At 68.5% G+C, this 11,628-nt stretch carries 11 protein-coding genes; 2 read left to right on the forward strand and 9 right to left on the reverse strand.

All coding sequences use genetic code 11. The features are described from left to right. The 5 genes from AC1DY5_RS24615 to AC1DY5_RS24635 form a co-directional block, all read right to left on the reverse strand. Positions 1 to 898, reverse strand: an 898-nt coding sequence (locus AC1DY5_RS24615) for a hypothetical protein (RefSeq protein WP_478115614.1), incomplete at its 3' end; no start/stop codon positions are given. Continuing rightward, positions 895 to 1,119, reverse strand: a complete 225-nt coding sequence (locus AC1DY5_RS24620) for a hypothetical protein (RefSeq protein WP_478115616.1) — start codon at positions 1,117 to 1,119, stop codon at positions 895 to 897. The genes AC1DY5_RS24620 and AC1DY5_RS24615, both read right to left, overlap by 4 nt. Before the next feature lie 13 nt (positions 1,120 to 1,132). Then, positions 1,133 to 1,393 carry a tetratricopeptide repeat protein gene (locus AC1DY5_RS24625; RefSeq protein ID WP_478115618.1) on the reverse strand — a complete coding sequence of 87 codons (261 nt, stop codon included), beginning with the start codon at positions 1,391 to 1,393 and terminating at the stop codon, positions 1,133 to 1,135. Further along, on the reverse strand, positions 1,333 to 1,944 hold the full coding sequence (locus tag AC1DY5_RS24630) for a tetratricopeptide repeat protein (RefSeq protein ID WP_478115619.1): 612 nt from the start codon (positions 1,942 to 1,944) through the stop codon (positions 1,333 to 1,335). The genes AC1DY5_RS24625 and AC1DY5_RS24630 overlap by 61 nt, the downstream gene beginning before the upstream one ends. A 67-nt stretch (positions 1,945 to 2,011) precedes the next feature. After that, the gene (locus tag AC1DY5_RS24635; protein ID WP_478115620.1) at positions 2,012 to 2,737 is read right to left on the reverse strand and encodes a response regulator; all 726 of its coding nucleotides are present in this window, start codon (positions 2,735 to 2,737) and stop codon (positions 2,012 to 2,014) included. Positions 2,738 to 2,910: 173 nt separating this feature from the next. Here AC1DY5_RS24635 and AC1DY5_RS24640 point away from each other — a divergent pair, with 173 nt between their 5' ends. After that, entirely contained in the window at positions 2,911 to 3,693 is a 783-nt protein-coding gene (locus tag AC1DY5_RS24640) for a hypothetical protein (protein WP_478115621.1), read from the forward strand. Positions 3,694 to 3,695: 2 nt separating this feature from the next. Further along, complete coding sequence (locus AC1DY5_RS24645) at positions 3,696 to 4,667, forward strand: hypothetical protein (RefSeq protein ID WP_478115622.1); 972 nt, start codon at positions 3,696 to 3,698, stop codon at positions 4,665 to 4,667. A gap of 43 nt (positions 4,668 to 4,710) precedes the next feature. On the opposite strand, the gene AC1DY5_RS24650 is transcribed toward AC1DY5_RS24645, so the two are convergent. The 4 genes from AC1DY5_RS24650 to AC1DY5_RS24665 form a co-directional block, all read right to left on the reverse strand. Further along, positions 4,711 to 4,974 carry a hypothetical protein gene (locus tag AC1DY5_RS24650; protein WP_478115624.1) on the reverse strand — a complete coding sequence of 88 codons (264 nt, stop codon included), beginning with the start codon at positions 4,972 to 4,974 and terminating at the stop codon, positions 4,711 to 4,713. A 183-nt stretch (positions 4,975 to 5,157) separates the two neighbouring features. Then, positions 5,158 to 6,579 (reverse strand): FAD-binding oxidoreductase, encoded by a 1,422-nt coding sequence (locus tag AC1DY5_RS24655; RefSeq protein WP_478115625.1) that lies wholly within the window; start codon positions 6,577 to 6,579, stop codon positions 5,158 to 5,160. A gap of 159 nt (positions 6,580 to 6,738) precedes the next feature. Further along, positions 6,739 to 10,440: a PAS domain-containing hybrid sensor histidine kinase/response regulator gene (locus tag AC1DY5_RS24660; protein WP_478115626.1), complete on the reverse strand. Its 3,702-nt coding sequence runs from the start codon at positions 10,438 to 10,440 to the stop codon at positions 6,739 to 6,741. A gap of 104 nt (positions 10,441 to 10,544) precedes the next feature. Then, the coding region (locus AC1DY5_RS24665; protein ID WP_478115627.1) for a tetratricopeptide repeat protein at positions 10,545 to 11,628 on the reverse strand (1,084 nt) is incomplete at its 5' end.

The raw sequence follows: 11,628 nt of genomic DNA on the forward strand, positions 1-11,628 counted from the left end.
ATTGCTTCACGGCGCCCTGCACCTCGGGCAGGCCGAGCGCCAGCACGCCGATGATGGTGCGCATCCGCACCGCGACGGCCTCCAGCTTCGCGCTTTCCCAGAAGTGCTCCTGCGAGGCCTGGTCGAGGCACAGGCGATACCAGTCGCCCACCAGATGCGCAGGCACCGCCGACAGGTCCTGCAGCAGCAGGGGCTCGGGCATGCGGCCGCGCGAGCCGGCCGGCTCGAGCACCGAGACGAGGTAGGGGCCCTTGCGCAGCGTGCCGTCGACGCGGGCGAGGATCGCGCGTGCGCGTGCGTAGTCGTAGTGCTCGAGGATCCATTGCGCGCTGGGCTTTTCCGGTGCCGGCGCGTCCACCGGCATCTGGTTGGCGTTCAGCTCGCCGCGCTCGAACAGCGCCTCCAAACCCGCCAGCGCCGGGGTCAGCTTGAGAAAGGCATCGATGGCTTTCAGCACCCGTTCGCGCGCCGGGTCGTCGGGGGGCGCGCCAAGCAGGAAGTAGCTGTACAGGCCGTAGCCCGGGGGCTCCGCCTGTCCTCGAACGAGAAACGAGGTTCCGGTTTCCCGCCCGCCGGCGGCGCGCGTTTCGCTGACGACGAACACGGCGAGCGCGCAGGGCGCAAGGCCCGCGCTTGAGGCGCCGGCGGTGACACGGCCGGTGCGATCGGGAAGCCGCCAGACCCGCTGGCTGCCGGACCCCTCGAGGGTGCCGTCCGAAACCCGCCAAGCCACGTCGCCGGCGCTCGTCCATGCCTGCAGCGCCGCGGTTTCTCCGACGGTTGCGACCGGCGGGTCAACGCTGCAGACCAGGGGCTGTTCTTGCGCCTGCGCGGCGGCGCAGGCAAGTCCCATGGCCACGACGTGAGCCAGGAACAGCGCGCTCGGTGTACCCGTCATCTCGGGTGGCCTCTTTTTCGGACCTTGGGTGCAGCAGGCGCAGGGTCCGGCGCCTTGCGCAAGCGCCGGATCGCTGCGCGCATCCCGTACGCGATCACGGCGCACAGGCCGACCACCACGGCCGTCTCGGCCGCGTCGAGCGGCGAGCCGAGCAGATAGCAGGCGGTCCAGACCGCCAGCGCTAGCGCGGTGATGGCGGCAAGCAAAGACGGCCAGCTCATCGGCGCGCCCCGGTCAGGCGGAAGCCGGCTTCGATCTGTTCGAGCTCGCCTTCTGGTGCTCGCCCTGTTGCTCGAACATCACGCCGAGGTTGTGCAGCGAGGTGGCCGTGAGCGGATGGCTGTCGCCGAACGCCCCCTGCCGGATCTCCCGTGCCCATTCGAGGAACCGTTGCGCGTCGCCGTACTGGCCCTCTCGCGCCTTCAGCGATGCCATCAGGCTGAAAGTCTCCGCGATCGCGGGATCGCGGCTGGACCGCTCCGGCAGCAGCACCATGCTCTTCCGGCCAGGGACCAGGCATCCTGAAAGCGTCCTTCTCGGATGTAGAGGCCGRCCAGATTGTTGAGCCAGGCGGCGACGAACAGATGCGGCGTGCCGACACCGTCGCCGAGCCCGAGGGCCTGCCTGTACAGGCGCTCGGCGTCGTCGAGCCGATTCACCTTGGCGTAGAACAAGCCCAGGTTGTTGAGCAAGGCGCCCATGTCGGCCGGGCCGATCCCCCAGCTGTCTCGGCCGATGTCGACGGCGCGGCGCAGGGGCGCCTCCGCTTCGGCGTATTGCCCGCCGTCGAGATAGGCCTGCCCAAGGTTGGTGAGCGCTGCAGCGAGTCCCGGGTGGTCCTTGCCCAGCCGGGTTTCGGCCTGCTGCACCGCGCGTCTCGCGGTCGTAATCGCTTCGTCGTAGCGGCCCTGGTCCAGCAACTCCACCGCCTGGCGATTGATCGCGTAGACCGCCTGGACCTCCTGCGGGCCTTGCGCGCCGGCGTCCGCGGCGATGGCCGCCAGGACTGCCGCGAAAGCCAGCTGCGGGACCAGCAGGAGCTTCATGATGCGGTCCTCGTCGATGCGAAGGCGCCGGGTTTCGACTGCGGGCCGGGCAGGCCTCGTTGCCGATTCAGGCTTGCGGCACGTACATATAGCCGGCATTGCGCACCGTGCGGATGCAGCGCGGCTCGCCCGCGGGCTCGGGCTCGATCTTGCGGCGCAGGCGGCCGATGCGGATGTCGATCGAACGGTCGAAGGGCTCCCACTCCCGGTTGCGCGTGTGCATCAGCAACTGATCGCGCGACAGCACGCGGTTCGGATTCGCCAGGAAGACCCGCAGCAGCTCGTATTCCATGGCCGTCATTGCCACTTCGGCGCCGGTGGCTTCGAACAGGCGGCGGGCGTCGATATCCAGCTCGCAGCGGCCGAAGCGCTGGCGCACGCCTTTGGGCGCGGCCGTCGGCGCAGCCTCTGCTGGCGGCTTGGCCTGCAGCCGGCGCAGCACGCTCTTGACCCGCGCCAGCAGCTCGCGCGGGTCGAAGGGCTTGGCAATGTAGTCGTCGGCCCCGATCTCCAGGCCGACGACACGGTCGATCACGTCGCCCGACGCAGTGACCATGATGATGCCCAGGTCGTAGCGCTCCCGGAGGTACTTGGCCAGGCTTAAGCCATCCTCGCCGGGCAGGCGGATGTCCAGCAGTACGGCGTCGGGCAGTTCGCGCTCGATGCATTCGCGCATCTGCGAGCCGCTGCCGGCCTCGGCCACGCTGAAGGCATGGTCTTCGAGGTACTCGCGCAACATCGCGCGCACCGAGGGATCGTCGTCCACGATGAGCAGTCGCGAGATCGTGTCCATGGCCGCGATTTTGCGCCGAGGCCTCGGGTTTGCAACAGTGCTTCCGGCCAGGGTCGGGGCCAGCGCCGACAGCGCCTCGCCGGTCGCTACGCAACGGCTACACAAGCGCGTCGGGCTGTTGCACGCCGGATACCAGCGCCTCGCAAAGTGGTCGGCATCACGAGGAGCCCACCATGCAACGCGCACAGCAAACCGTCACCGAATTCGACGACGCCGCCGCCGCCGAGGCCTGCCGCGAGGCGCTCGATCTGTTGCACGCCGGGCAGGGCGACCCGCAGGCCGTCATTGTGAGGGTGCTGAGCGCCCGGCCCGACTTCGTCGCTGCGCACTGCCTGCGTGCGGCCGGCCTGGTCATGGCCTGCCGCGACGACGCGCTGCCGGCACTGGGCGAAACCTTGCGGACGGCGCGGCTGCATCTCGCGCGGGCCGGCGAGCGCGAACGCGCCCATCTCGCCGCCGCGCAGGCCTGGCTGGACAAGGACATGAAGCGTTCGCTGCGCCTGTACGGCGAGATCGCCGAGCGCGACCCGAAGGACACCCTGGCGTTGCGCGTGGCGCAGTTCGGCGACCTGCAGTGGGGCCGGACGGACCTCCTGCGCGAGCGCATCGCCGCCGACGGCGGCAGCCGCGCGCAGTGCGATCTCCTGCACCTGACCTGGCTGGAAGCGGCGTTGCGCAGCCACCAGTCGGCCCTGGCCCGGCAACTGCTGCGCGAACGCATCGCGAGCCGGCCGCAAAGCCCGTACAACGAAAGCCTGCGCGAACGCATCGCGCTGGCGCTACACAACGGCGACACAGCCGCGATCACCGGATGCACGCCGGATACCAGCGCTGTCCAGACTCACTGTCATGCCGTGACCCCATTGCGCCAGAGCGGCGCCGGGCCGGCAAGGGGGCCAATGGCCCGACTTTCTGCAAGGCGCGGCCTTGTCACTGCAATCAGCAAAGGAGCATGAGAATGTCCATATCCATCAACACCGACCGCTATGCGAAGGTCATCGAGGTGTCCAAGCGCGTGCGCTGGGAAATCGAGCGCGACGTGATTCGCGGCCGCCAGTTCGACTACGGCAAGACCTTCCTGCCCAAAGGCCTGTCGCTGGTCCACGAGATCGGGTTCCTGAGCCCGGCCGACGAGCGGCTGCTGAGCCAGGTGCAGGGCCGCACCTATGCCTACATCTTCGGGCTGGCCGAGCGCTTCATCTCGTCGAAGGTCATGGACCTGAGCCGCGAGCACGTCTTCGGCGACCAGGTGGCGCTGGAAGCCCTAGTGCGCATGACCGACGAGGAGATCAAGCACCAGGCGCTGTTCCGCCGGCTGGAAGAGATGATGGCCGCCGACATGCCTGCCGGCTACGTCATGACCGCCGAGCCGAATGCGGTGGCGCGGGCCGTGCTGGGCAAGCGCACCTGGGCGGTGCTGGCGCTGACGCTGGACATCGAGCTGTTCACGCTGGCGCACTACCGTGCCAGCATTGAACCCGACGACAACGCGTCGGCACTGTGGAAGGACGTCTTCCTGTTCCACTGGCGCGAGGAGTCGCAGCACGCGATCCTCGACGAGATCGAGTTCGTCGCGGAGAACGCAAGGGTCGGCACCGCCGAACGCGATGCCGGGGTCGACGACCTGATCGCGCTGGTCGGCGCGGTCGACGGCATCCTGCAGGCGCAGGCCACGGCCGACGCGCGCTACTTCTGCACCATCGCCGGCACGCCTTTCAGCGACGCGCAGCAGGCGCAGATCCACGACACGGTGCTGAAGGCCTACCGCTGGCAGTACATCGTCTCGGGCGTGACTGCGCCGCGCTTCCAGAAGGTGTTGTTCCCGATGCTCGACGAGGCGCAACGCACGCGCATCGAGAACGCGCTGGAGCCGCTGGCCTACGCCATGCCTCGGCAGCCCGAGATGCAGATGGCGGTAGGCAGCCACTGAAGTCCAGTCTGAGAAGGCGAACGGCAACGACCGTTCGCCTTTCTCAAGAAGTTGCTCGTGCGGATATTGATGTATTTGTCCCCGCGAGCGACTTGCTCGTGTAGACGGTGATGCCGCGCATGAATGGTTCCTCGCGATCGACGGCAAACCCGTGTCGCAGATACAAGTCGACGTTCGAATCGAACAACTTGTTTGTGAAGAGCCGAAGCCCCTTGAATCGCGGCGCGACCAGGGCCGCGAGCATCCCGTCGACCTCCAGCAGATCGATCAGGTGTTTCCTTAAAGCCGCCTCGTAGTCGGCAGTCATCGGGAGCGGCTCTCGCCCGATCACCGGGACTCACTTCGCATACGCGGCGCGATGAGCGAGCTCACGGCCAGTGCATCCTTTTCCGCTGCGCGTCTGATTTGGAAGTTCATGACGCAGAAGCTAGCCAGAGAATCGGGCACACCCCGGTGTGCCCGAAACGCTGCCCGCCCGCTCCCCGACGGCTCAGGCTTCCGGCCGAATGTTCTGGTTCTGGCTGAACAGGTTGGCCGGGTCGTACTTGGCCTTCAGCGCGGCCAGCCGCGCGTAGTTGGGCCCATAGGCGCCGGCCGCCACGCGCTGCATCTCGTCCTCCGGCATGAAGTTCACGTAGACGCCTCCGGTGGCATGCGGCGCCAGCGCATCAAACAGCGCGCGCGCCCAGTCGATGCACTTGCGGTCGTCTGCGGCGTCACGCCAGCGGGTGTGGACGTTGAYGACGAACTCGGCATCGCGATGCGGGTAGGCCGTGTCGCCAACCGCCGACCGGTTGATCTGCCCGCCCAGCTGGCCGATGAACGCCTCGCACTCGTCGCTCGGCAGACGTGCAGTGGCGTCGCACAGGATGCGCTCGACATCGGCGTTCAGCGACTTGAAGTCATGCGACTTCCAGTAGTTGCGTGCACCCGGTTGCAGCAGGGGGTCGAAGGCAGTCTGCCAGCCGGCGAAGGGCATCGGCCCGACATGCGCGCCGGCCGGCGTGCCGAAGCTGTGCAGCGGCCGGGCGAGCTCTTCTCCCCGAGCCAGCTCGCCGATCCAGCAGAAGGCGATGACGACCACTTCCTTGCCATGCACCTCCTGCGGCAGGAAGGGCAGCGGCGGCGCCTTGCGCAGCACCATCCAGGCGGTCATCTCGTCGGTCGCCGCCGCGGTGAAGTTTCGATAGCCTTCGAACACCTGCTTCGCCTGTTCGAGCGGATAGACGATCAGCCCGGCCAGGACCTCGGGACCCAGCGGATGCAGCCGGTACTCGAAGGAGGTCACGACGCCGAAATTGCCGCCGCCGCCACGCACCGCCCAGAACAGATCGGGGTTCTTCGTCGCGGTCGCCTGCACCAACTCGCCGGAGGCAAGCACCACGTCGACGGCGTTGAGGTTGTCGATGGTAAGCCCGCGCTTGCGGCTTTGCCAACCGAAGCCGCCGCCGAGCGTGAGCCCGGCCATGCCGGTGGTCGAATTAATGCCGGTGGGCGTGGACAGGCCGAAAGCCTGCGTCTCGCGATCGAAGTCGGACAGCAGCGCCCCGGGCTCGACGCGCGCCAGCTTGGCCGCCGGGTCGACGCGCACCGACTTCATCGCCGACAGGTCGATCATCAGGCCGCCATCGCAGGCCGCCTTGCCGGCGATGTTGTGGCCGCCGCCCTTCACCGCCAGCAGCAGCTGGTGCGTTCGCGCGAAGTTCACGCCCTGAATCACGTCGGCGGCGCCGGCGGCGCGCACGATCGCCGTCGGCCGGCGGTCGACCATGCCGTTCCACAGCGTGCGCGACACGTCGTAGCCGGCGTCGGCCGGCATGAGAAGGCTGCCGCGCAGCGCCGCGCGCAGCGCCGCGATGGGCTCGTCGGCGATGCCGACCTTACCGCCTTGGGTGGTGTGAAAGTCAACCATGGAACTGTTCTCCTCGAAGGTGCGGCCGGATGGAGACGGGGTGCACCGCGCAGCGTCCGGTCGCGCTGGCGGCGTGAAACGAAGTCTGGGAGGCCTTGGTATTGCTCGCGTGTCGAGGCGCTGCGCCTTTGTATCGCGCCGGTATCCGCAGGCACCGGCTCAGCGGCTTGGAGCGGTGCCGCCGCCCGCCCTGTGCAGGCACGACTTCATCAATGCGTGCAGCGACTCGTTGTCGATCGGCTTGCGCAGCACGCCGCAAACGCCGTTGCGTTTTGCTTCGGCCTCGTCGACGCCGTCGGCGTTGCCGGTGTACAGCAAGACCGGCAGGCCCGGGCGCAGCGCGGCCGCGCGCCGCGCCAGCTGCAGGCCGTCGAGTTGCGGCATGGTCTGGTCGGTGATCAGCAGGTCGAGCGCCTGGCCCTTGTCCTCCAGCCATGCCAGTGCCTGCAGCGGGCTGCGGTGCAGCACCACCTCGATGCCCCAGCCGGACAGCAGCTCGACCATGAAGTCGCCCACCATGGCCTCGTCGTCGACGACCATCACGCGTGCGCAGAGCGCTTCGCCGGCCGCTGTGGCGACGGCCGGCATATCGGGCGCGTCGGCCGCCGCGTCGCTGGCCGGCGGCAGCAGCACGCGAAACACCGAGCCGACGTCCGGCGAAGTTTCCACCAGCACGTGGCCGCCGTGGTCATGCACGATGCCGTGCACCATCGCCAGGCCCATGCCCGAGCCGCGGCCGACCTCCTTGCTGGAGGTGAAGGGTTCGAAGATGCGGTCGATCAGGTCCGGCGCGATGCCGCAGCCGCTGTCGGCCACGCTCAACTCGACCCAGCGGCCGGCATCGACCGGGGCGCGGCACGACGCGCAGGTTCCACCGCCGCCATTGCGGCCCAGACGCACGCGGATCCAGCCCGAGCCGGTGATCGCGTCACGGGCATTGATGCACAGGTTGAACAGGACCTGTTCGAGATGGACGGCGTCGACGGTCACGTTCATGTCGTCGCCGCCGGCCGAGGGAGGCGTGACGAAGTCCAGCGATACCGAAGACGGCAGCGTGGCGCGCAGCAGTTGCAGGGTCTGGCCGACCAGCGGGCCCAATGCCAGGGTTCGGCGCTGGCCCCGCTGGCGCCGCGCGAAGGCCAGCATCTGCGCGATCAGCTCGCGCGCCCTTTGTGCGGCGATGTGCGCCTGGTTCAGCTGGCGCTGGAGCCTGGCGTCGCCCAGGCGTTCGGCATGCTCCTGGCCGAGCACCAGGTAGCCGATGACGCTGGTCAGGATGTTGTTGAAGTCGTGCGCAATGCCGCCGGTGAGCTGGCCGATGGCCTCCATCTTCTGTGCCTGCCGCAGTTGCGCCTCGAGACGTGCGCGTTCGCCCTCGGCGGCCTTTCGCTCGGTGATGTCGCGCGCCGCATACAGCACATGCGGCTCGCCGCGGTAGGTCACTGGCATGCCGCTGACCTCGAGGTAGAAGGGGCTGCCGTCCTTGCGCACACCCGGCGCTTCGAAGCGCACCGGCCGGCCGGCCAGGATATCGGCGTGCTGGGCCCGATGGCGTTGCTGGAGCGCCGCATCGGGCTGCGTCAGCACCCGGGTCGCGCTCAGCACCTCCTCGCGCGTGAAGCCGCTCATGCGCAGGTAGGCCGGATTCACGTCGACCGCGCGGTAGTCGGCGTCGCGCACCACCAGGCCGTCGGCCGAGGCGTTGAAGATCGCCCGGTACTGCTCCTCGCTGTTGCGCAGGGCCCGCTCGGCACGCTTGCTCTGGGTCATGTCGCGGCCGATGTACAGCACGTGGGGTTCGCCGTGGTGCAGGATCGGGACGCCGCGCAATTCGAGGTCGTAGCGCTCGCCGTCGCGCCGCACCAGTTCGGTTTCGAGCCGAACCTGCTCGCCGGCCAGCGCCTGCTCGTGCAGGCCGCGGATCGTAGCCATGATCTCGGGCGGGTTGGCCAGCACCCGGTCCACGCCCAGCACCTCGGCCAGGCGATAGCCGCTCATGCGCTCGTAGGTCGCGTTGGCATCGACGATGCTGAAGTTGGCTGCGCGCAGCACCAGCGCGTCGGCCGACGCATTGAAGATGCCGCGGTACTGGGCCTCGCTGGCGCGCAGTGCTCGTTCGCTCGCGAGCCGCTCGCTGACGTCGCGGCCGACGCCCAGCACGTAGGGCGTGTCGGCCAGGCGCACCGGGATATAGCGCAGTTCGATTTGGAAGGTGCTGCCGTCGGCGCGCGACACCGGTTCGACGGCCTGTGTCTCATGCCCTTGCAGCGCCCCATCGATGAAGCCGATCAGGCGCTGCATGTCCTTGGCATCCGGGCGTTCCGTCCAGTGCCTGCCGACCACCTGCTCGCGTGTCATGCCGGTCATGCGCACGAAGGCCTGATTGACATCGACGGTGCGCAGGTCCTGGCTCCACAGCACCATCGAGTCGACGCTGCCGTCGAAGATGGCCCGGTACTTCTGTTCTTGKGCCTGCAGCGCCGCCAACGTCGCCTTGCGCTCGGTAATGTCGCGCGCGAACGCCACGATGTGGTGGYGGCCGCCGATCATCGCCGGCTTGAGCCAGACCTCGTCCCAGCGAAGCTCGCCTGCGCGGCTGCGCCGGTGCCACTCGAAAGGCGGGCAGCGCCCCAGCTTGGCCAGCTGCATGTGCTTCAACCCCTGTTCGGCGGTGTAGGGGGCATCGCCCGAACTGATGTCCGTCAGAGACAACCGGCACAGCTCGTCACGGCTGTAGCCATAGACGGCGCAGGCCTTGGGGTTGGCGTCGAGGATCGCGCCGCTGTCCCAGTCGTGGATGAAGATCGAATCCTCCGAGGCCTCGAAGATGGCACGGTAGCTGGCCTCCGAACGCTGCAGCGCCTCGCGCGCTCCCAGCTGTTCGATCTCGGCCGCGGCGCGTCCGGCGAAGATGCGCAGCATCGACTCGATGCGCTCGATGTTGACGAGCGGACGGCGCGAGACGATGCCGATGGTGCCCAGCGGGCGGCCTTGCGCATCGTTCAGCGGCAGGCCGGCATAGCTCTCGGCATCCAGCAGCCGAACGTCCTCGTCCAGCACGAACAGTTCGCCCAGTTTTGACGGATAGGCGCGGAACTGCTGGCCGAGCACATGCTCGCAGGGCGTGCCCTTTACGGGGTAGCGATGGCCGCGCCGGACCTCGCCATCGCTGACGATCGCCAGCATGTGCAGGGTATCGCCGTCGTCGGGCCGGTGGCGCGAGATGAACGCCATCTCGACCTGCAGGATCATCGCAAGATAGCGCGCCAATTCGACGAACACCGACTCGCCGCTGGCCGCGGACACGGCCAGCGCCGCCGCGCGAAGCGCTTCGTCAGCACTGCTGCGCTCGACCTCGGCGATGATGCGGCTGGCGAAAATCTTCAGCAGCGCCTCGGCCAGCGTGGCGTTGGCCATCGGCTTGCGGTCCATCGCGACCAGCAGTCCGAGCGGTCTGCCGTCGGCGTCGTTGAGCGGGAATGCCGCGTACGAATCGAATCCCGTTTCCGCGAACACGGTGCCGGGGATCAACTCCGCCGCGACGCCCTGGGCGACGAAGCGATAGGCACGGCCGACCACCTTCTCGCAGGGCGAGCCCTGCAGCGGGTAATCGAAGTTGCTCATCGGCTGGCCATCGAGCACGGCTGCCAACGTGCGCAGCGTGCGGCGCGAGCTGTTGGTGAAGACCGCCACGAACACGGTCGCCACGCGCAGGATCTGCGCCAGCTCCTGCACCAGCGCGGCCATGGTGCCGGGGCCGTTGGCGCCGGCCACGGCCTGGGCGGCGCGATACATTGCTTCGGCAGCGTCGGTCCACGCCGGGGTGTCGGTCGAGCGAAGACGGCGTTCCGTGACAGCCATGACCCGCAGTCTAGGCCGCCGCGCCCGCGTGTGCAGGGTCATTGCCTTGGCGATACCGCACGGATACATGCCGAATACACGCCGACGCGGCAAGCGCCGGCAGCTCAGAGCCGCGCCAGATCGGGCCCGTCCTTGGGGCCGAACCAGGCGCGACGGTAAGCCTCGCTGGCGGCCTGCGCCGCGCGGGCGTCACCCTTCCTGCGCTCGACTTCGGCCAGCCCGGCCAGGGCCCAGCCGTTGTTGCGGACGCGTACCAGTGAAGCCCTGAACGCCTGCTCCGCTTCGTTGAGCTTGCCCTGGCGCAGCAGCACCGAGCCCAGCGATTGCCGCACCGGGTAGTACCAGTAGGGCGGCTCCGTGTAGGTGAGCGCGTCCTCGATGGCGATGGCTTCGGTGTAGGCCTTGGCCGCACCGTCCAGGTCTCCCGTGGCGTCGGCCAGGCGCCCGGTGGCGACCAGAGCCGCGGTGCGCACGATCTCCTTGGCCGGCAGCCCCCAGGGCTCGAAAGGCTTGAAGTCGGCCCCGCGCTCGATCGCGGTGATGGCGTCGATTTCCTTTTGCGCGCCCGCTTTGTCCTTGCGCGCCGCGAAGGCGACGGCGCGCGCGTAGTGGTACATGGTCGACACCAGTACCACCTCCTCGGGCGGGGCCGGAAGCTGGAGGATCGTGTCGGCGTCGCTGAACTGCGCACGGGTCGTGTAGTGCGCCGCCTTGATCGGCTGCAGGATCGGAAACATCTTCACCAGCTCGGCCGGTACCGATGCGTCGAGCTTCGAGGCCGCATCGATCGCCGTCTTCGCGTCGCCGCCCATCTGCGCCGACACCATCACGAAATGAATGTTGTGCGGGTAGTAGGCGGCCTTGTACAGCGGGTCAGACGGGGAGGTCTTGAAGTAGGCCTCGTCGACCTGGATCGCGCGCAGATTGGCGTCCAGCGACTCGCGGTACATGCCCACGCGGTAGTAGATGTGCGCGGGCATGTGCACCAGGTGGCCGGCGCCGGGCACCAGCGCACCCAGCCGCTTGGCATAGGGCAGCGCGCGCTCCGGCTGGGTGGACGCCTCCACCGCATGGATGTACAGGTGGATGGCGCCGGGGTGCGTGCGGTTGCGCTTCAGCACGGTCTCGAGGGTGCCGACGATGTCTGCGCCGCGTCCCTTCGGCTGGGCGCCTCCGGCTTGCCAGTAG

Source organism: Variovorax sp. P4_D9 (assembly GCF_056401695.1).

Excerpts from the sequence above, each read along its gene's own strand:
- AC1DY5_RS24620 (WP_478115616.1), bottom strand. The coding sequence starts at position 1,119 with ATGAGCTGGCCGTCTTTGCTTGCCGCCATCACCGCGCTAGCGCTGGCG.
- AC1DY5_RS24625 (WP_478115618.1), bottom strand. The coding sequence starts at position 1,393 with ATGGTGCTGCTGCCGGAGCGGTCCAGCCGCGATCCCGCGATCGCGGAG.
- AC1DY5_RS24635 (WP_478115620.1), bottom strand. The coding sequence starts at position 2,737 with ATGGACACGATCTCGCGACTGCTCATCGTGGACGACGATCCCTCGGTG.
- AC1DY5_RS24640 (WP_478115621.1), top strand. The coding sequence starts at position 2,911 with ATGCAACGCGCACAGCAAACCGTCACCGAATTCGACGACGCCGCCGCC.
- AC1DY5_RS24645 (WP_478115622.1), top strand. The coding sequence starts at position 3,696 with ATGTCCATATCCATCAACACCGACCGCTATGCGAAGGTCATCGAGGTG.
- AC1DY5_RS24650 (WP_478115624.1), bottom strand. The coding sequence starts at position 4,974 with ATGACTGCCGACTACGAGGCGGCTTTAAGGAAACACCTGATCGATCTG.